This is a genomic window from Gallibacterium faecale, assembly GCF_027920745.1.
In the GTDB taxonomy this organism is placed as follows: domain Bacteria; phylum Pseudomonadota; class Gammaproteobacteria; order Enterobacterales; family Pasteurellaceae; genus Gallibacterium; species Gallibacterium faecale.
Map to the genome: position 1 here is coordinate 1 of NZ_JAQIBB010000054.1, position 21,011 is coordinate 21,011.

18 protein-coding genes are annotated in these 21,011 nt (G+C 38.4%); 12 read left to right on the forward strand and 6 right to left on the reverse strand.

Features of this window, described 5'->3' with window-relative positions:
• Nucleotides 1-260 precede the first annotated feature (260 nt).
• Genes ruvX through rsmE form a run of 3 tightly spaced genes read right to left on the reverse strand, consistent with a single transcriptional unit; the run spans nucleotide 261 to nucleotide 1,991 of the window.
• Complete coding sequence (ruvX, locus tag PF272_RS05360; protein ID WP_271141922.1) at nucleotides 261-680, reverse strand: Holliday junction resolvase RuvX; 420 nt, start codon at nucleotides 678-680, stop codon at nucleotides 261-263.
• A complete protein-coding gene (locus PF272_RS05365) occupies nucleotides 680-1,240 on the reverse strand; it encodes a YqgE/AlgH family protein (RefSeq protein WP_271141923.1) in 561 nt (186 codons plus the stop codon). The genes ruvX and PF272_RS05365 overlap by 1 nt, the downstream gene beginning before the upstream one ends.
• A gap of 19 nt (nucleotides 1,241-1,259) precedes the next feature.
• Nucleotides 1,260-1,991, reverse strand: a complete 732-nt coding sequence (gene rsmE, locus PF272_RS05370; RefSeq protein WP_065235212.1) for a 16S rRNA (uracil(1498)-N(3))-methyltransferase — start codon at nucleotides 1,989-1,991, stop codon at nucleotides 1,260-1,262.
• 143 nt (nucleotides 1,992-2,134) lie between these two features.
• Here rsmE and tpiA point away from each other — a divergent pair, with 143 nt between their 5' ends.
• The 3 genes from tpiA (at nucleotide 2,135) to PF272_RS05385 (ending at nucleotide 5,941) form a co-directional block, all read left to right on the forward strand.
• The gene (gene tpiA / locus PF272_RS05375) at nucleotides 2,135-2,902 is read left to right on the forward strand and encodes a triose-phosphate isomerase (RefSeq protein ID WP_271141924.1); all 768 of its coding nucleotides are present in this window, start codon (nucleotides 2,135-2,137) and stop codon (nucleotides 2,900-2,902) included.
• A gap of 218 nt (nucleotides 2,903-3,120) precedes the next feature.
• Nucleotides 3,121-5,394: a bifunctional glutamate--cysteine ligase GshA/glutathione synthetase GshB gene (gene gshAB, locus PF272_RS05380; protein WP_271141925.1), complete on the forward strand. Its 2,274-nt coding sequence runs from the start codon at nucleotides 3,121-3,123 to the stop codon at nucleotides 5,392-5,394.
• A 259-nt stretch (nucleotides 5,395-5,653) separates the two neighbouring features.
• On the forward strand, nucleotides 5,654-5,941 hold the full coding sequence (locus PF272_RS05385; RefSeq protein WP_271141926.1) for a helix-turn-helix domain-containing protein: 288 nt from the start codon (nucleotides 5,654-5,656) through the stop codon (nucleotides 5,939-5,941).
• A 191-nt stretch (nucleotides 5,942-6,132) separates the two neighbouring features.
• On the opposite strand, the gene PF272_RS05390 is transcribed toward PF272_RS05385, so the two are convergent.
• Nucleotides 6,133-6,732, reverse strand: a complete 600-nt coding sequence (locus PF272_RS05390) for a protein-methionine-sulfoxide reductase heme-binding subunit MsrQ (RefSeq protein ID WP_271141927.1) — start codon at nucleotides 6,730-6,732, stop codon at nucleotides 6,133-6,135.
• Between the two features lies 1 nt (nucleotide 6,733).
• Nucleotides 6,734-7,687, reverse strand: coding sequence for a protein-methionine-sulfoxide reductase catalytic subunit MsrP (gene msrP, locus PF272_RS05395; protein ID WP_271141928.1), 954 nt, complete (start codon nucleotides 7,685-7,687; stop codon nucleotides 6,734-6,736).
• 186 nt (nucleotides 7,688-7,873) lie between these two features.
• On the opposite strand from msrP, the gene PF272_RS05400 reads away from it, so the two are divergent.
• The 7 genes from PF272_RS05400 to leuD all read left to right on the forward strand — a co-directional run bounded on the left by PF272_RS05400 (nucleotide 7,874) and on the right by leuD (nucleotide 16,498).
• Entirely contained in the window at nucleotides 7,874-8,962 is a 1,089-nt protein-coding gene (locus PF272_RS05400; RefSeq protein ID WP_271141929.1) for a PhoH family protein, read from the forward strand.
• Nucleotides 8,952-9,428, forward strand: a complete 477-nt coding sequence (gene ybeY / locus PF272_RS05405; protein WP_271141930.1) for an rRNA maturation RNase YbeY — start codon at nucleotides 8,952-8,954, stop codon at nucleotides 9,426-9,428. Before PF272_RS05400 ends, ybeY begins: the two co-directional genes overlap by 11 nt.
• 15 nt (nucleotides 9,429-9,443) lie before the next feature.
• Nucleotides 9,444-11,417 (forward strand): GNAT family N-acetyltransferase, encoded by a 1,974-nt coding sequence (locus PF272_RS05410; RefSeq protein ID WP_271141931.1) that lies wholly within the window; start codon nucleotides 9,444-9,446, stop codon nucleotides 11,415-11,417.
• Nucleotides 11,418-11,807: 390 nt separating this feature from the next.
• Nucleotides 11,808-13,358, forward strand: coding sequence for a 2-isopropylmalate synthase (leuA, locus tag PF272_RS05415; RefSeq protein WP_271141932.1), 1,551 nt, complete (start codon nucleotides 11,808-11,810; stop codon nucleotides 13,356-13,358).
• On the forward strand, nucleotides 13,358-14,434 hold the full coding sequence (leuB, locus tag PF272_RS05420; RefSeq protein WP_271141933.1) for a 3-isopropylmalate dehydrogenase: 1,077 nt from the start codon (nucleotides 13,358-13,360) through the stop codon (nucleotides 14,432-14,434). The genes leuA and leuB overlap by 1 nt, the downstream gene beginning before the upstream one ends.
• A 47-nt stretch (nucleotides 14,435-14,481) precedes the next feature.
• Complete coding sequence (leuC, locus tag PF272_RS05425; protein ID WP_271141934.1) at nucleotides 14,482-15,894, forward strand: 3-isopropylmalate dehydratase large subunit; 1,413 nt, start codon at nucleotides 14,482-14,484, stop codon at nucleotides 15,892-15,894.
• Nucleotide 15,895: 1 nt separating this feature from the next.
• On the forward strand, nucleotides 15,896-16,498 hold the full coding sequence (gene leuD / locus PF272_RS05430; protein WP_271141935.1) for a 3-isopropylmalate dehydratase small subunit: 603 nt from the start codon (nucleotides 15,896-15,898) through the stop codon (nucleotides 16,496-16,498).
• A 93-nt stretch (nucleotides 16,499-16,591) separates the two neighbouring features.
• On the opposite strand, the gene PF272_RS05435 is transcribed toward leuD, so the two are convergent.
• On the reverse strand, nucleotides 16,592-17,272 hold the full coding sequence (locus PF272_RS05435) for a YggS family pyridoxal phosphate-dependent enzyme (RefSeq protein WP_271141936.1): 681 nt from the start codon (nucleotides 17,270-17,272) through the stop codon (nucleotides 16,592-16,594).
• Between the two features lie 314 nt (nucleotides 17,273-17,586).
• Between PF272_RS05435 and thrA the strand changes: the two genes are divergently transcribed.
• A complete protein-coding gene (gene thrA / locus PF272_RS05440; protein WP_271141937.1) occupies nucleotides 17,587-20,034 on the forward strand; it encodes a bifunctional aspartate kinase/homoserine dehydrogenase I in 2,448 nt (815 codons plus the stop codon).
• A 15-nt stretch (nucleotides 20,035-20,049) separates the two neighbouring features.
• Nucleotides 20,050-20,994, forward strand: a complete 945-nt coding sequence (gene thrB / locus PF272_RS05445) for a homoserine kinase (RefSeq protein ID WP_271141938.1) — start codon at nucleotides 20,050-20,052, stop codon at nucleotides 20,992-20,994.
• The last annotated feature ends 17 nt before the right edge of the window (nucleotides 20,995-21,011 follow it).

Here is a 21,011-nt window from a genome sequence, read left to right on the forward strand (position 1 = left end):
TTTTTACATGCCCCTTGAGGGGCATGTGAAGCAATAGGCCCTTATAGGGTAGCCTAAAAACCGCACGTTTTACGTGCGGATTGTTATTCCTCTAATCTCAGGCTAATTCCAGGCTAAGATCAGAGCATTAACACAAAAAAGAGAATATTGTTTGTGATTGACTGGTGCTATTGCTATCAGTGAGGAAAAACTTGTTGAAGTATTTATGAGGTCTATAAATAAGATCGTAAGGAACTGGCTAAGTAGCCGGGGATAAAGCGTTATCCCCGATTTTCAAACCAGCTTTCAAGAATTAAACACGCCGAGATAGAATCTATTTTGCCTTTAGTTAATGCTTTAAACCCGCCACGTGCAAAAATTTCTGCTCGTGCTTCGGTGGTGGTTAGTCGTTCATCTTGTAATTCCACTTTTACTCCGAAACGTCCATTTAAACGATTGGCAAATTTTCTGGCGCGCTGAGTAATTTCTTGTTCCGTACCGTCCATATTTAATGGCAAGCCTACAATAACATAATCAGGTCGCCATTCGTCTAAACATTTTTTAATAGCGTCCCAATTAGGAATCCCATCTTGAGCTTTAAACGCCGGCAAGGCTTGAGCAGTTTGGGTAATGCTTTGTCCTACGGCACAGCCAATACTTTGTGTACCAAAGTCAAACGCAATGATAGTTAAATTTTCCATTAGGCATTCCCCATTTCGTGGCTAAGTAAATAACTTTGTTGGATACCTAATAAATGATTGGCAGCATCCCAACGCTGATCAAATGGTAATGTAAACAGGATCTCGCGTGTTGCAGGCACGGTTAACCATGAGTTTTGTTTAATTTCATCGGCCAGTTGATTGGGTTCCCACAAAGCACATCCTAAGGCAATCAAATAGTCTTTAGGCCCCGACTCTTTACCAAGTGCATATAAAATATCCGAAGAGGTTGTGAGAACTAAATCATCGGTGATTGAAAAAGAGTAACGGTATTTTTGTGGCGTTGCACTATGTAGCACAAACCCTTGTTCAATATTAACCGGCCCACCAGCAAAGATCAGTTTTTCTGGGTAATGTTGTTCTGTTGGCATAAAGTGATTCATTTTTGCCATCATTTCTGCCAAAGTTAAATCAGTAGGTTGGTTAATCACCAATCCCATACTACCTTGTTCATTATCTTCACAAATATAAACGACAGTGCGTTGAAAAAAAGGATCATCAAGATCGGGCATTGCCACAAGAAATTGATTTTGTAATGTCATAATTTTCCTTCAAGCTAAACTACAAATCACCAAAACAGACTTGTAAGGCACTAATAGCAACCAAAGATGCTGTTTCGGTGCGTAACACCCGTTTGCCTAGTAAAACTTCGGTAAAGCCTTGTTGCACAGTATGTTCGATCTCCTGAGCGGATAGCCCACCTTCTGCACCAATTAATAAACGTACGCCTGCTTTTGGTGGCGGTGCTAGTTGTTTTATCGAATGTGTGGCTCTTGGGTGTAAATTCAGTTTTAACATTCCGTCATCTTCTGCACACCAATCTTGTAATTTCATCAGTGGGCGAATTTCAGGGATACTGTTGCGTCCACACTGTTCACAAGCGGCAATCGCAATTTTTTGCCATTGTTGAATTTTCTTTTCCATACGTTCGGCATCTAATTTGACACCACAACGTTCCGACCATAATGGGGTAATGATCTTTACCCCTAATTCAACCGATTTCTGGATGGTGAACTCCATGCGCTCGCCACGCGAGATCACTTGCCCTAAATGAATAATTAATGGAGATTCACGATCATCAAAGATGGCGGGTTCAAGCGATACTGAAATCTGTTTTTTAGTTGCTTCAGTTATCACAGCGGGATAAATATGATTGCTACCATCAAATAATTCAAGTCGTTCGCCAACTTGCATACGTAATACACGTCCAACATGATGTGCAGCGTCTTCGCTTAATTGGCATTGCGTTTGCTGTGTTAAAGGTTCGGGATGATAAATGCGTGGTACTCTCATAAGTTATTTTCTAATAAGTTATTTAGGTTGTTATCAGCTATTGTAAAAAATTCTCGCTTTTTTTGATATATCTCTAAGGATTTTTGGGGATTTTTGTTATAGTAAGCGCCGTTATTTTTTTGAATATGATCAAGGAGAAAATTATGGCTCGCCGTCCTTTAGTAATGGGCAACTGGAAATTAAATGGTAGCAAAGCGTTTACCAAAGAGTTAATTAATGGTTTGAAAGCAGAATTAGCTGGCGTGGAAGGTTGTGATGTTGCGATTGCACCACCAATGATGTATTTAGCAGAAGCAGAAGCTGCATTAGCAGGCAGTAAAATTGCATTAGGTTCACAAAACGTAGATCTTAAACAATCAGGTGCGTTTACTGGTGATATCTCTGCCACAATGTTAAAAGATTTTGGTACAAAATATATCATTATCGGTCACTCAGAACGTCGTGCTTATCACCACGAAAGCGATGAGTTTATCGCACAAAAATTTGCGGTATTAAAAGAGCAAGGTTTAGTGCCAGTGCTTTGTATCGGTGAAAGTGAAGCTGAAAATGAAGCTGGTAAAACTGAAGAAGTGTGCGCAAGACAAATTGATGCAGTATTAAATACATTAGGCGCAGAAGCGTTCCTTGGTGCCGTGATTGCATATGAGCCAATTTGGGCAATCGGTACTGGTAAATCAGCAACCCCAGCACAAGCACAAGCTGTTCACGCATTTATTCGTAGCCATATTGCGAAGAAAGACGCAAAAGTGGCAGAACAAGTTATTCTTCAATACGGTGGTTCTGTAAATGATGCGAATGCAGCAGAATTATTCGCAATGCCAGATATTGATGGTGCGTTAGTCGGTGGTGCATCATTAAAAGCACCAGCATTTGCAACTATCGTGAAAGCAGCTGCAAAAGCAAAAAACTAATTTTATTGCTTAATTAGGTGATTTTTAGAAGACCTGCTAGTTATTACTAGCAGGTTTTTTATATCTCTCCTAGCCTATGTTCATATAATGGAGAGGAGTGAGGCGGAGATGCAAAGATAATAGCCAATCTATATAACTTATAGTAAAAAGCTATTTGCCTTATCAACAAATTTCCCCTATTAATGTCCGGTTGAAATAAATTTAATAAGGCAAAAACTATGAATATTCAGCAAGTGATTAAACAAAATCATCTTGAACTATTGTTCCAACAAGGTGTATTTGGGATTGAAAAAGAGAGTCAACGTATTACTGCCGATGGAAAAATTGTAACAACACCGCATCCTGCAGTGTTTGGTAACCGTTCTTATCATCCTTATATTCAAACCGATTTTGCAGAAAGCCAATTAGAGTTAATTACACCGCCACAAAAAAGTGTGAAAGAGAGCTATCGTTGGTTATCAGCGATTCACGAAGTGGTATTACGGGCATTACCAGAAAATGAATATATCTCCCCATTTAGTATGCCTTTGATTTTACCAGCGGAAAGTGAAATCAAAGTCGCCCAATTAGATAATCGTGAAGATGTGGCTTATCGTGAACACTTGGTTGAAAGCTATGGCAAATATAAGCAGATGATCAGCGGTATCCACTATAATTTCCAACTAGCTGATGAATTTATTACGAAGTTATTTAGCTTACAAACAAGTTACCAAGATCCAATCGCTTTTCGTAATGATCTCTATTTAAAACTAGGGAAAAACTTCTTACGTTATCAATGGATTTTAGTTTATCTGTTTTCAGCTTCACCAAGTGTAGAACCGGCATTTTTTAATCGTGGACAAACACAACCTACCGATTTTGTACGGAGTTTGCGTTCTAGTCATTATGGCTATGTCAATCACAGCGAGATTAAGGTGTCGTATGAGAGCTTACAAGATTACGTAGATACCTTAGAACACTGGGTGAATAATGGGAAACTGATCGCTGAAAAAGAATTCTATTCAAATATCCGTTTCCGCGGTGCGAAAAAGCATGTACGGGAATTACTCACCAAAGGGATTCGTTACTTAGAATTTAGATTGTTTGATCTGAACCCATTTGCTGAATATGGCATTACCTTAGAAGACGCCGAATTTATACACTACTTTGTGCTATTAATGGTGTGGCTAGAAAACACCGCAGACCAAGCAGAAATTGAGCTAGGTAAACAACGATTAGCAGATATTGCAATGGAACACCCATTAACGATTACAGCTTACCAACAAGAAGGAAGCGCCATTTTAGCAGAGCTTGAAAAAATGGCAGTGGCGTTAAATGCGCCAGCTGAGATCGTTGCTGTAATCAAGGCAAAACAGCGTCAAATGTTAGCCCCAGAAACCACAATTTGTGGACGTTTAGTGCAACAAATGCAGCAAGCAACAGATTATCACCAATTAGGTGCAGCGTGGGCGAAACAGTATAAAGCGCATGCCACAGAACGTTATTATGCATTGAGTGCCTTTGATAATATGGAACTTTCTACTCAAGCATTAATGGTGGATTTAATTCAACAAGGGATCAAAGTTGAAATTCTAGATGAAAATGATCAATTCCTCTGTTTGCAATATGGCGATCATATTGAATATGTGAAAAATGGAAATATGACCGCAAAAGACAGCTATATTTCTCCTTTAATTATGGAAAATAAAGTTGTTACCAAAAAAGTATTAGCAAAAGGTGGCTTTAATGTGCCGCAAAGCCTTGAGTTTAGAAAAGTGGAAGATGCTGTTGCAGCCTATCCACTATTTGAACATCGTGCAGTAGTAATTAAACCAAAATCAACCAATTTTGGATTGGGTATTACGATTTTTAAACAAGGTGTAGAAAATATTGATGATTTCCGCCAAGCGATTGAGATTGCTTTCCGTGAAGATAAGGAAGTAATGGTTGAAGATTATTTAGTGGGTACTGAATACCGTTTCTTTGTATTGGGTGATCAAACCTTAGCGGTGTTATTACGTGAACCAGCTAATGTGATTGGCGATGGCGAGCATTCAGTGGCTGAGTTAGTTGCGGCGAAAAATCAACATCCATTACGTGGTGATGGCAGCCGTACCCCATTAAAGAAAATTGCCTTAGGTGATATTGAAAAATTACAGTTAAAAGAACAAGGCTTAACCATAGATTCGATTCCAGAACAAGGACGTAAGGTGCAATTACGAGCTAACTCAAATATTAGTACGGGTGGTGATTCTATTGATATGACGGATCTAATGCATCCTAGTTATAAAGAAGTGGCTGTACAGATCACTAAAGCAATGGGGGCTGCGGTATGTGGCGTGGATCTGATTGTGCCAGATTACACAAAACCAGCAGAACCTAAATTAAGTTCATGGGGTGTGATCGAAGCCAATTTTAATCCAATGATGATGATGCACATTTTCCCCTATCAAGGGACTTCAAGACGCGTCACAAAAAATGTGATTAAGATGTTATTTCCAGAGTTGTTTTAAGCGAGCATTAGGAATTGGGCATCAAGGCAAGATTGCAGATTGGTCTCAATTTAGTCATAAATTTAATAAATGCTAATTAGAACAACAATAGCTAAATAATATTAAATAGACTTGATTATCAAGCTGAAAGCCCACAATTAAGTGGGCTTTGTTATATACACGAAATAAAATATTTTATATAACCCTTGAGTTATAATTGCACAAAAAACACCAGTAGCAGAGATTGAACTCGCTTTTAAACGATTGGGAGAAATGACCGATGAAAGTACAAGCCGTTAGTTATAAAACTGTAAAAGAGACTTTGTTAAAAAACAAAGAAACCAAAGCACTTTATATTCAAGAGAAACGTATTGAAGAGTTACAAACTTTACTTGTAGAGTTACGCAAAAAAGCAGGTTTGACTGTATCAGAAGTTGCGGCAAGAATGGGAGTAAGCCAACCGGCAGTAAGTAAATTAGAAAAAAATGCTAGCCGTGCATCTTTTATAACATTGCAACGTTACGCACAGGCTTGTGGCGCTGAGTTACATGTAGGGGCAAATTTATAATATTTCATATTCTGATAACTGTGAAAACAATCATCATTGTTGCCCTCTCACACTTGCAAAAAATCTTATTAGAATGAGGATTAGTAAGTATGTGAGGTCTGAATAAAATGGAGTCGCCCTTTAGGGCGAAACCTAAATAACCGTTAACAGAAAAATGCGCTAACAAAATCTAAAATTAGACTCACTTAATATTAACGGTAACACCAAGCCAAAACCCGCCTTGCGAAGATTTTCCATAACACAAATACGCCACAAAGCGCTAAAAACAGTAATGAATCAATGTTATAGGCTTTTAGGGAAAGGTAATAATGAATTGCCGCTAAAATAACGACCAATAAGGCTAATTGATGTAGCGAAAACCAGCGTTTACCTAGTCTTCTTTTGATATAAGGAATTGAAGATAAGGCAATCGAAACCAACAGAATTACTGCAATAAAGCCAATTTGTAGATAAGTTCTACTCACGATTTCGCTAATAAAAAGTTGGAAATCAAAGCCTAGTTCTAACGCAAGATAACCAACAATGTGCAACGATAACCAAAATAATGCCCATAGTCCCAAACTGCGGTGTAGCGGGAGTAATATTGGTTGTCGTAAACACTGCGTAATAATCCTAAAACTAAATAAGATTAATAAAAATAATAGGGCGGTATAGCCTAGAAAATGAATAATCTCTTTAATTGGGTCAGTACCAAAGCTACTTACCAAATTAAAATTGATCGCATAGATGAGCCAAAGGAGAGGAATTACCCCTCCCAAATGAATAAGATAACGCAAAATTTTAAATAACATCTTAGTAATTCTTGCTTAAATCCAGGTGAGAATATAAGTGAGCAACTTGTTCTTCATAACCATTAAACATTAATGTTGGCTGTCTTTTAATATCAAATAATCCACCAGACCCAATTACACGTTCAGAGGCTTGCGACCAACGAGGATGATCTACTTTTGGATTGACATTGGCATAAAAACCATATTCATGTGGAGCAAGTTTTACCCAAGTGGTTAATGGGCGAGTTTCACTTAAGGTAATTTTGACAATGGATTTAATGCTCTTAAACCCGTATTTCCAAGGTACAACTAACCGAATCGGTGCGCCACTTTGTGGTGCTAAGGTTTTACCATATAGCCCGACAGACATCAGTGTTAGTGGATTCATTGCTTCTTCAATCGTCAATCCCTCGATATAAGGGTAATCAATATTACCACCGAAGAAAGGATTTTTTTGCCCTGGCATCTGCTCTGGATCATACAGTGTTTCAAAGACAACATATTTTGCTTTACTAGTAGGAGCAACAGTTTTTAATAAAGAGGAAAGTGGAAAACCAATCCAAGGAATAACCATTGACCAAGCCTCGACACAACGGAAACGATAGATTCGTTCTTCTAATGGAAATTTAGTGAGGAGATCTTGGTGATCCAAGATAAGTGGTTTTTCAACTTCACCACCAATTTCTAATTGCCAAGGATCAGTTTTGAAATCTTTTGCGTAGTGTGCAGGCGAGCCTTTTTCAACACCAAATTCATAAAAATTATTATAACCAATCACTTTTTCTTCAGGTGTTAATGGCAATGTATTTTCTGCTTGGGCGGAAAAATCTAATGCGATACGGCGATCGATTTTATCTTCTGCATAGCTCAGTTTAGGCAGTAATGGCGTAATACTTGCTCCCCCTAATAAAGCAATTAGCTGGCGACGTTTTTTAAAAATATGTTCAGGGGTAACATCGTGTTCAGTGAGTTTCATATACTATTCTTAATAATAAATAAAAGTAATTAATTAACCGATATTCAGATTGGCATTTTTAGTAGAAGTTCCTGATGAATCGGAAAAGTTTATAGATTGCTGTAATAGGTAAGATAAAATGGAATTTATTGCTCATCAGAAAAACGCTATACTACCAACACTTTTATGTAACCACTGAGGTGGAACTTGACCACAACAATTTCAGAAGTTTTTACGTTAGAACCACAAGATAATGCACGATTGCAATCACTTTGTGGACCATTTGATGAACATATCTCATTAATTGAAAAGCAGTTTAACCTGATTATCTCTCGCCGTAATTTTACGTTTACCTTAGAGTCAGCCGATGAAGAAAGTAAACCTCATCACGCACAGTTATTGAAAAATGCGGCAAAGCTAATTCAACGTTTATATGTCGAAACGGCAATGGTAAAAGGCAAAGTAAATGAACTCGATCTTGAACAAATTCATTTAGCAATCCAGGAAAGCCGAATGTTGCTGCAACAGGTTGATACCGTTGAAGATGATGAAGCTAAAGTCTTTAGTACCACTATTAAAACTAAGCGTGGAGTGATCAAACCACGTGGCAAAAATCAGATCCAATATTTACATAATATTTTGCGCCATGATATTAGCTTTGGGATTGGACCTGCGGGAACGGGGAAAACCTTTTTAGCGGTGGCGGCGGCAGTTGAAGCATTAGAAAAACAGCAAGTACGCCGTTTATTATTAACTCGTCCAGCGGTAGAAGCTGGGGAAAAATTAGGTTTCTTGCCTGGTGATTTAGCCCAAAAAATCGATCCTTATTTACGTCCATTATATGATGCACTGTTTGAAATGTTGGGCTTTGAAAAGGTGCAAAAATTAATGGAGCGCAATGTAATTGAGATTGCGCCGTTAGCCTATATGCGTGGGCGTACATTAAATGATGCCTTTATTATTTTAGACGAAAGCCAAAATACCACTATTGAACAAATGAAAATGTTTTTAACACGGATTGGCTTTAATTCTAAGGCAGTGATTACGGGGGATATTACGCAAGTTGATTTACCTCGTGGGCAGAAATCTGGATTACGCCATGCGATTGATGTATTAGGGGATGTTGAAGAATTAAGTTTTAACTATTTTAAGAGTGAAGATATTGTTCGGCATCCTGTGGTAGCGAAAGTGGTGCAAGCCTATGAAAAATGGGAAGCAGAAGATGAAATTCGCCGTAAAGAAGCCGCTGAACAACGCCGTTTAGCCAAATTAGAGGAACAAAAAGATGACGCATAAGCCAGATGTCATTGTTGATTTACAAATTGTGTCTGAGGATCAATCTAATATACCTTCGTTAGAGCAGTTTACCTACTGGGCGACTCAAGCGGTACGCCCTGAACAGGAGAATGTCGAATTGACAATTCGGATCGTTGATGAAGCGGAAAGTCACCATCTTAACTTTACTTATCGTGGTAAAGATCGCCCAACCAATGTATTATCGTTTCCTTTTGAAGTGCCGGAGGGAATTGAGCTGCCTTTATTGGGGGATTTGGTTATTTGTCGTCAAGTGGTAGAGAAAGAAGCAGCAGAGCAGCAAATTTCACTAGAAACCCATTATGCACATTTAACGGTACACGGCTGCTTACATTTATTGGGGTATGATCATATTGAAGATGATGAAGCAGAAGAAATGGAGAGCCTAGAAACAGAGATTATGCTAGGAATGGGTTATCAAGATCCTTATTTAAGCGAAAAGATCTAGGTTATTGCTAATTTTATGCACAACACCTCTTCTAATTTCTCTCGTCAAGTGGTGATCTTAGCTGGCGATCAAGCTTGGCGAGAGCAGCAATATCAACAAATTATTCAACATTATCCTACACAACCAATTCTATGTTGTGCTTCTCATCCCCCAGCAATATCACATCAGCAGTTACGGTTTTTTCCCTTTAACAATAGTCGTAATGTATTAGGGCAGGAGTTTTCATTAGCGATTTTTGATGCCACAGAGGGTGAACATTTAGCATTTCATCTGGATACACTCACTATTCTTGCTGCTACTTTAAAAGCGGGTGGATGTCTTTTTCTGTTGTTACCACGCTGGCAAACTTTAACAACTACGCCAGATCAAGATTCATTACGTTGGAATAGTGCAGATACAGCAACCCCTACACCACAGTTTATTGCGTGGTTGAAGCAGAAAATCGAACAATATCATTTAAAGATTTATTCTGCGCAGCAGCCGTTAATTGATTATCCTAAAATCCAAACTGATGAATGGCAATTACCCAGATTAGCACTGCAAGAACAGCAACAATGCCTACAACAACTGTTACAACCGCAAGCAGATATCTATTTGCTGATGGCTGGGAGAGGACGAGGAAAATCGGCATTAGCGGGACAATTTATTCAACAGCTTATTGCTCGACAGCAGCGAGTATTAGTAACAGCTGCAAATCAGCAAGCTATCACAACGTTAAAATATTTTGCTGCGCCACAACACATTGAATTTATTGCGCCAGATGCGTTGAACCAACAATTACCCCAAGCCACGATTAAAGAGTATGATTGGCTGATTGTCGATGAAGCGGCAATGTTGCCTTTATCTTTATTACAGCGTTTTTGTAAGGTATTCCCGAAAGTATTATTGGCAACAACCAGTGAGGGGTATGAGGGAACAGGGCAAGGATTTCGCTTGAAATTAGAACAGCAACTTGATCGTTGTTACCATTATTTAACCTTAACAATTCCATTGCGTTGGCCAATGGGCGATAGATTAGAATGTTGGGTGAATGATGTTGCGTTATTAGTGTCACAACAGCAACCAAAGATCCCCTATCAACCGACCAATGATTATCAATTTCTCGTCGCTGATCAACTTCCGGTTAGTGAGCAGTTAATCGCTTTGTATCAATTGTTATCTTTAGCGCATTACCGGACTTCTCCCACAGACTTTCGCCGTTTACTAGATGGAAATCAGCAACGTTTTATTTGGTGTAAAGTCGCACAGCAACCGATTGGTGTGGTTTGGGGATTAATCGAAGGTGGGATTGAAAATATTGAATTAATAGAAGGTATTTGCCAAGGATACCGTCGTCCTAAAGGTAATCTGGTGGCTCAAGCTTTAGCCTTTCAATTAAATCAGCAAGCGGCAGTACAGTTACGTTCATTACGTATTTCAAGAATTGCCGTTGCACCGCAATGGCAACATCATGGTGTTGGTACTGCATTAATCCAGCAGTTACAGCAACGTTATCGCCATCAACAAGATTTTTTGTCAGTGAGCTTTGGTTATAGCAAAGAATTATTGGCATTTTGGCAACGGGTTGGTTTCCAAGTCGTAGGTTTAAGCCAAGGCACAGAAGCGAGTAGTGGTAATTATAGCGTGATGATGGTCTATCCATTGTCCGAAGCTGGCGATCTGTTCTTCCAACAAGCGAGGCGAAAATTTAGGCGAGATCTTCCACTTATGGCACATCCATTGCGTATTGAATTAAGCAGACAATTAGGTTTATCTCTCGATATCGATTGGCAATTAACCGTGGATGATAGGCAGAGTTTGTCTGATTTCGTTACCTATCAACGTACAGTGGCGGTGAGTTATCCTGCTTTACGCCGTTTGTTATATCATTATCCAGATCCGAATTTACAACAACAGCTTGATCTTTTAATCCAACCATTTCAACGCAATCAGAAACAGCGTTTGATAGTGTTTAAGCAGGAGCTTGCTAATTTTTTACAAAAAAGTTAGAAAAAAATTAACTGTTAGATTAAACTGAAAACCTAGTCGATAAATTTATCTTTTTAAGTTGTTTTGAAATTAAAATCTATAAATATTATAAATTTTAGAATTTAATTTTTATATTGTTTCGTAATAAAGCAAAATAAATGACTTTTTAGCATAAAATCCTATTGACTAGTTTTGGGCTTTTCGGCAAAATCAAACTCGTTTTTGATTTACAAGGTTTTAAATAGATGATTCGTTCAATTTCTTTATCTCTGCTTCTCCTCCTCACAAATAGATAATTTGTGCGGTAGGTCGTGGATAAAGAAAAGTTAATCAAAGCAAACACACACATCAGCCCGCACACAAGCGGGCTTTTTTTTTAATTAACAAATAATCGTAATAGCGGAGTGGCGTATGAGTGATCGTGTAATTATTTTTGATACAACATTAAGAGATGGTGAACAGGCATTAAGAGCAAGTTTAACGGTAAAAGAGAAATTACAAATTGCACTTGCGCTAGAACGTTTAGGTGTTGATGTAATGGAAGTAGGATTCCCTGTTTCTTCGGAAGGCGATTTTAATTCTGTACAAACAATTGCAAAAGCGATTAAAAATAGCCGTGTTTGTGCGTTATCACGTGCAGTAGCAAAAGATATTGATGCGGCTTATGAAGCATTAAAAGTAGCGGAAGCTTATCGTATTCATACCTTTATTGCGACCTCTGCATTACACGTAGAAGCAAAATTAAAACGTTCTTTTGATGATGTGGTGGAAATGGCGATTGCCGCAGTAAAACGTGCAAGAGGTTATACCGATGATGTAGAGTTCTCTTGTGAAGATGCGGGGCGTACTGGAGTAGATAATATTTGCCGTATCGTAGAAGCTGCAATTAATGCAGGAGCAACCACAATTAACATTCCTGATACTGTGGGTTACACCTTACCAACGCAATTCGGTAGCATTATTGAAAATGTGATGAATCGTGTACCTAATATCGACAAAGCAGTGGTTTCTGTTCACTGTCATAATGATTTAGGTATGGCAACAGCGAACTCATTAACTGCAGTACAGTATGGTGCAAGACAAATTGAATGTACGATTAATGGTATCGGTGAACGAGCAGGAAATACTGCGTTAGAAGAAGTCGTGATGGCAATTCATACTCGTAAAGATTTAATGGATGTAACGACTAACATTAATACTCAAGAGATCTATCGTGTTAGCCAAATGGTTAGCCAACTTTGCAATATGCCAATTCAACCAAATAAAGCGATTGTTGGCTCGAATGCCTTTGCTCACTCATCAGGTATTCACCAAGATGGCGTGTTAAAAAATGCTAATACTTATGAAATTTTGTCGCCAAAAAGTATTGGCTTGAAGAAAGAAAAATTAAATCTTACTGCCCGTTCTGGTCGTGCAGCAGTCAAAAATCATATGGCGGATATGGGCTATACCGAACAAGATTATGATCTTGATAAATTATATGAAGCATTTTTGAAATTAGCTGATAAAAAAGGGCAGGTTTTCGATTATGATTTAGAAGCGTTGGCATTTATCGATATGCAGCAAGGCGAGGAAGATCGTTTAAGTTTAACTAAGATTTCCGCTCACTCAGTCAGCGATTTCCCAGCAACTTCGTTTGTCGAATTAATGTTAGATGGTAAGAAATTAAGTACTGTTTCTACTGGCGGAAATGGACCAGTTGATGCAACGTATAATGCGATTTTATCGTTAACTGGTATGGAAATTACTATGTTACATTATAATTTAGCAGCGAAAGGTGAAGGTGCGGAAGCACTAGGACAAGTTGATATTGTGGTTGAGTATCAAGGACGTAAATTCCATGGCGTTGGTTTAGCAACCGATATTATTGAAGCCTCAGCATTAGCATTAATTCATGCGATTAATGCCATTTATCGTTCACAAAAAGTTTCAGAAATTAAAAAACATACGGAGAAACACTAATGCAAACTCACAACATTGCCGTATTGGCAGGAGATGGAATCGGGCCTGAAGTCATGGCAGAAGCGTTAAAAGTATTAAACGCAGTAGAGAAAAAATTTAACTTTAAATTGAATTATCAACATTACGATGTTGGTGGAATTGGTATTGATAACCACGGTAAAGCTCTACCAGAGGTTACTTTAAAAGGCTGCGAAGCGGCGGAAGCGATTTTATTTGGTTCAGTAGGTGGTCCAAAATGGGAACATTTACCCGCCAATGAACAACCAGAACGTGGTGCATTATTACCATTACGTAAACACTTTGCGCTATTTTGTAATTTACGACCAGCCACTTTATACAAAGGATTAGAAAAATTTTGCCCATTGCGTGCTGATATTGCCGCGAAAGGCTTTGATATTGTTGTTGTACGTGAATTGACTGGTGGAATTTATTTCGGTCAGCCAAAAGGACGTGAAGGCGAAGGAAAAGTGGAAAAAGCGTTTGATACAGAAGTGTATCACCGTTTTGAGATTGAACGAATTGCACGTATTGCTTTTGAAGCTGCACGTAAACGCCGTAAAAAAGTTACTTCTGTGGATAAAGCGAATGTGTTGATTAGCTCTGTATTATGGCGTGAAGTTGTCGTTGAAGTTGCTAAAGAGTATCCAGATGTCACCTTAGAACATATCTATATTGATAATGCGACTATGCAATTAATTAAACAGCCAGAACATTATGATGTGTTGCTTTGTTCAAATATCTTTGGCGATATTATTTCTGATGAATGTGCAATGATTACTGGTTCAATGGGAATGTTGCCATCAGCGAGTATGAATGAACAAGGTTTTGGACTTTATGAACCAGCTGGCGGTTCAGCACCAGATATTGCAGGAAAAGGAATTGCTAACCCAATTGCCCAAATTCTTTCAGCAGCGATGATGTTACGTTATAGCTTCCAGTTAGAAGAGGCAGCACAAGCGATTGAAAATGCAGTAAAACAAGTATTGGCAGAAGGCTATCGTACTGCAGATTTAGCTGATCAATCAGCACCAGTTTCTACCTCTGAAATGGGTGATTTAATTGCTGCACGGATTTAATCCATCGCAGTAGTGTAGTAAATAAAAAAGATAAACGAGTGATTATTATGGGCAAAACATTATACGAAAAATTATTTGACGCTCATGTCGTGTATGAAGCGGAAGGTGAAACGCCAATTCTTTATATTAATCGTCATTTAATGCATGAAGTCACCTCACCACAAGCCTTTGATGGCTTGCGTGTTGCAGGTAGAAAAGTACGTCAGCCGAGTAAAACATTTGCAACTATGGATCATAGTATTTCTACCCAAAGTCGTGATCCTGCTGCTTGTGGGGAGCAAGCAAGAATCCAAGTGTTAGAGTTAGATAAAAACTGCCATGCAAACAATATTTCGCTTTATGACCTCAATAATAAAAAACAAGGGATTGTTCATGTTGTTGGGCCAGAACAGGGATTAACTTTACCGGGAATGACAATCGTATGTGGTGATTCACATACTGCAACACACGGTGCTTTCGGTGCATTAGCGTTTGGAATTGGTACATCTGAAGTTGAACACGTTTTAGCTACACAAACCTTAAAACAAGCTCGTGCGAAGACAATGAAGATCGAAGTACGTGGCAAAGTTGCAGAAGGGATTACCGCAAAAGATATTATCTTAGCCATTATTGGCAAAACCACTATGGCAGGCGGAACAGGTCATGTAGTGGAATTTTGTGGTCAGGCGATTGAAGATCTTTCGATGGAAGGTCGAATGACAGTATGTAATATGGCGATTGAATTAGGCGCAAAAGCAGGATTGGTTGCACCAGACCAAACTACATTTGACTATTTGAAAGATCGTCCGTATGCACCAAAAGGTGAAGAGTGGGATAAAGCTGTTGAATATTGGAAAACCTTAAAGAGTGATCCTGATGCAGAATTTGATACTGTGGTGGTATTAGAAGCAAAAGATATTGCACCGCAAGTCACTTGGGGAACTAACCCAGGTCAAGTAATCGCAGTTGATCAAACTGTGCCAAAAGTAGAGGAAATTGCAGATCCGATAGAGAAACAATCTGCGGAAAAAGCCTTAGCTTATATGGGATTACAAGGTGGTGAACACTTAACTGATATTAAAGTGGATAAAGTCTTTATTGGTTCTTGTACTAATTCGCGCATTGAAGATTTACGTGCAGCCGCTGCTGTTGCTAAAGGGCGTAGAGTGGCTGCGGGGGTACAAGCATTGGTTGTGCCGGGTTCAGGATTAGTAAAAGAACAAGCGGAAAAAGAAGGCTTAGATAAAATCTTTATTGAAGCAGGGTTTGAATGGCGTTTACCGGGTTGTTCAATGTGTTTAGCGATGAATGATGATCGTCTTGGTGAATGGGAACGTTGTGCATCAACAAGTAACCGTAACTTTGAAAGTCGTCAAGGACGTAATGGTCGTACTCACTTAGTGAGTCCAGCAATGGCAGCCGCTGCGGCAGTATTTGGTAAATTCACCGATATTCGTACAGTCGAATTATTAGGAGCGTAATATGGCAGGATTTAAACAACATCGTGGCTTAGTCATTCCATTAGATATGGCAAATGTGGATACTGATGCCATTATTCCAAAGCAATTTTTACAAGCGGTAACACGAGTTGGTTTTGGTAAACATTTATTTCATGAGTGGCGTTATCTTGACCCAGCGGGTACGCAATTAAATCCAAAATTTGTATTAAATTTTCCACAATATCAAAGTGCAACAATTTTATTAGCTAGAGAAAATTTAGGTTGTGGTTCATCAAGAGAACACGCACCGTGGGCGTTAGCAGATTATGGTATTAAAGTGATGATTGCTCCAAGCTTTGCGGATATTTTTTACAGCAATAGCTTAAATAATCATCTATTACCAGTGAAATTAACCGAACAAGAGGTTGATGAGATCTTTACTTGGGTAAAAGCTAATGAGGGTAAACCGATTGATGTTGATCTTGAGCAACAAACTGTCAAAGTAGGGGAAAAGATCTATCACTTTACGTTGGATCCATTCCGCCGTCATTGTTTATTAAATGGTTTAGATAATATTGGTTTAACCTTACAACATGAAGATGCAATTGCGGAATATGAGAAAAATATTCCGAGTTTCTTACGTTAAGACGTTAATTTGATTTTATCTATAACCCCCATCTTTGATGTTAGTGTAGCGTTTGAAGATGGGGTTTTTCGTTATTAGGAAAATATCATCAAGTTAATTACGCTTACCAAAAATCGCTGTACCGATTCTGACCATTGTTGAGCCACAGATAATGGCATTTTGCATATCATCAGTCATTCCCATTGATAAAGTATCAATAGGCAATGTTGGGTAACGTTGTTGTAATTGTTGAAATAGTTCAGCCATTTGGCTAAAGGCCTTTTGTTGCTGTTGTGAATCTTCAGTTGGTGCAGGAATTGTCATTAAACCACGCAGTTGTAAGCGAGGTAATTGAACGATCTGAGCTGCTAACGCCATAAGTTGTTGTGGATGAATACCTGATTTGGAACTTTCATCACTAATATTAATTTGAATTAATACTTGCAATGGCGGGAGATGAGCAGGACGTTGCTGATTTAAACGTTCTGCGATTTTATAACGATCAATGGTTTGTACCCAATCGAAATGTTCAGCAACAATGCGAGTCTTATTAGATTGTAGAGGGCCAATGAGATGCCAAGTAATATCTGTTAGATTTTGCTGTTGTGCTTGCTGAATTTTATCCACTCCTTCCTGAACATAGTTTTCACCAAATTGACGTTGACCTACTTGATAGGCTTCTAAAATATCACTAAATGGTTTTGTTTTGCTTACTGCTAATAGGGAAACAGTTTGGTCGGTTTGATATTGTTGAATTTGTTTTACTATTTTGTCTAAGTTTTGTGCAATACTCATCTTATTATTCTCTATAAAAAGCAAAAATCGCCTTATTATAGAAAAAATTAACTAATAGTAATAAATTTATTTGACAAGCTGAGTGAATTTAGGTACTTATTAGAGCCATCGAGTATTAACAAATTCCCTTTCTGTGTAGTAAATCATGACAACAATGAACATTACGATGACCCGCATTATGATGACCATTATTATTAGTGGGGCGGGTTAGCACACAGAAAATAGTGTTTAAGAAACCCGCACCCTACAAAGTGCGGGTTTTTTTATGATTAGGTTTCAAGTTTTTAAAATACAACAATATAGAGGACAACATCATGCGTGTATTAAAATTTGGCGGTACTTCACTAGCAAACCCACAACGATTTTCCCAAGCTGGTGAGTTAATTTTACAAGCTCATCAAAAGGATCAAGCAGCAGGGGTTTTATCTGCGCCAGCAAAAATTACTAATTATTTAGTCGCTTTAGTCGATAAGACAAATAAAGGTGAAGATAAGCAGAAAGATTTCCAAGAAGCGAAACAAATATTTGAAACTATCTTAGTTGGACTAAAACAGCAAAATGCAAAATTTGATGATGAAAAATTAAGAAATGTCGTTCAACAAGAATTCTCTCAAATCGAACATACCTTATCCCTCTTCTCTCCACAAACGCCTTGCCCAGACAATATTAATGCTTCAATTATCTCACGTGGTGAAAAACTCTCTATTGCGATTATGGCTGGATGGTTTGAAGCACAAGGCTATCAGGTTCATGTGATTGATCCAGTTAAACAGTTATTAGCACAAGGTGAATATTTGGAATCTTCAGTAGATATTGAAGAATCTACCAAACGTATTAATGCACCAGCAATTCCAAAACAGAGTGTTGTATTAATGGCTGGTTTTACCGCAGGGAATGACAAAGGCGAGTTGATGGTATTAGGGCGTAATGGTTCTGATTATTCAGCGGCAGTTTTAGCAGCTTGTTTACGTGCGGATTGTTGTGAAATTTGGACTGACGTTGATGGTGTTTATACTTGTGATCCACGTTTAGTACCAGATGCGCGTTTATTAGAAACTATGTCTTATCAAGAGGCGATGGAGCTTTCTTATTTTGGGGCAAAAGTGATTCACCCTCGTACCATTGCACCAATTGCACAATTTAATATTCCTTGCTTAATTAAAAATACAGGTAATCCATCTGCACCAGGTACATTAATTGATGGTAATGTACGTTCTGAAACGCTACAAGTGAAAGGAATTACTAATTTAAATGATGTTGCGATGTTCAATGTATCTGGTCCTGGTATGCAAGGGATGGTTGGCATGGCTGCACGTGTATTTGATACCATGTCAAAAGCGGGCATTTCTGTGATTTTAATTACTCAAGCCTCTTCAGAATATAGTATTAGTTTCTGTGTACCACAAAAATCAGCAAATAAAGCGAAAAATGCATTAAAACATGCGTTTGCAACTGAATTAGCGTCAGGCGCATTAGATGAAATCGAGATTTTAGATAATCTAGCGATCATTTCGGTGGTAGGCGATGGTATGCGTAAGAGTCGCGGGATTGCGGCGAAATTCTTTACTGCATTAGCACAAGCTAATGTCAATATTGTGGCGATTGCACAAGGTTCTTCCGAACGTTCTATTTCTACCGTAGTACCATTAAATAAAGCAATTGAAGGGGTTAAAGCGACACACCGTGCATTATTTAATAGCCAACAATCGTTACGTGTATTTTTGATCGGTGCTGGTGGTGTTGGTGGTGAATTACTCGATCAAATTGCACACCAACAACAATTTCTAGCAGAGAAAAATATTGCCATTCGTGTTTGTGGTATAGCGAACTCAAAAAAAGTATTGCTTAATGTAGATGGGCTTGATTTAAGTAATTGGCGTGAAGATTTAGCTAATGCGACAGAAAGTTTTTCTATTCGTCGTGTGATTGATGCGGTACAAGATCAGCACGTATTAAATCCAATTTTAGTGGATTGTACATCTAATCAAGATATTGCCGATAGTTACTTACATTTCTTAAATGCAGGTTTCCATGTAGTTACTCCGAATAAAAAAGCCAATACTTCAAGCTTGGAATACTATCATCAATTACGTGCTGCGGCGTTAGTGAATCAACGTTTATTCCTTTACGATACTAATGTAGGTGCGGGATTACCCGTTATTGAAAACTTACAAAATTTGTTAGCAGCTGGTGATGAAGTAGAAGTATTCGATGGTATTTTATCTGGTTCATTGTCATTTATTTTTGGTGAGTTAGAACAAGGTAAGCCTCTATCTGAAGTGACTCGCTTGGCAAAAGAGAAAGGATTTACAGAACCAGATCCACGTGATGATTTATCAGGACAAGACGTTGCGCGTAAATTGTTAATTTTGGCACGTGAAGCAGGTTTAGAGCTTGAGTTAAGCGATATTGAAGTGGAAGGCGTGTTACCAAAAGATTTTGCTAAAGGAAAATCAACTGCAGAATTTATGGCGATGTTACCAGAGTTGGATGCTGAATTTGATAAACGCGTAAAAGCAGCACAAGCAGAGGGTAAAGTTTTACGTTATGTCGGTGAAATTAAACACGGTAAATGCAGAGTAGCAATTAAAGCAGTAGATGCAGAGGATCCACTTTATAAAGTGAAGAATGGTGAAAATGCCCTTGCATTTTATACTCGTTATTATTCGCCAATTCCATTATTATTACGTGGTTATGGTGCAGGAAATAATGTGACTGCAGCAGGAATTTTTGCGGATATTTTGCGAACATTACGTCGCTAATTAAAGGGGTAAACTATGTTACGAATTTATGCACCTGCTTCTAGTGCGAATATTAGTGTAGGTTTTGATACGCTGGGTGCGGCAATTTCACCAATTGATGGTTCATTATTAGGTGATGTGATTCAAATTGAAGATTGTGCAACGCAATTTGAATTTGAAAGTGTTGGCTATTTTGTCCGTAAATTACCTAAAGAGCCGCAAAAGAATATTGTTTATCAAGCATATGTATTGTTTAGTGAACGTTTAAAATTGCGCAATCAACTGGTAAAACCATTGCGGTTAACATTAGAAAAAAATATGCCAATTGGTTCTGGATTAGGTTCAAGTGCTTGTTCGATTGTAGCGGCGTTAGTGGCGTTGAATCAGTTCCATCAAGATCCTTTTTCTGATATGGAATTGTTAGAAATGATGGGAGGGTTAGAAGGACGTATTTCTGGTTCAATCCATTACGATAATGTTGCACCTTGTTATATGGGCGGGGTGCAATTTATGGTGCAATCGCTTGGTTCGATCTGTCAACGTTTGCCATTCTTTGATAATTGGTATTGGGTATTGGCATACCCAGGAATTGAGGTTTCAACAGCAGAAGCACGAGCAATTTTACCTAAAAGCTACACACGTCAAGATGTGATTTCACATGGGCGTTATTTAGGTAGTTTTGTGCATGCTTGTCATACTCATCAAGAAAATCTGGCTGCAGTTATGATGAAGGATGTGATTGCAGAACCGTATCGTCAGCAACTTTTACCAAATTTTGCTGAAGTCAAACAAGCAGCCCAAGATCTTGGTGCGTTAGCAACAGGAATTTCAGGATCTGGACCAACAATGTTCTCAATTGCTCCTGATCTTACTATTGCGACTAAAGTTGCAGACTATTTAGAAAAACATTATTTACAAAATAACGAAGGCTTTGTGCATATCTGTAAAGTGGATAACCAAGGCGCAAGACAACTCGGTTAATTGAGTAGAAAGGTAAC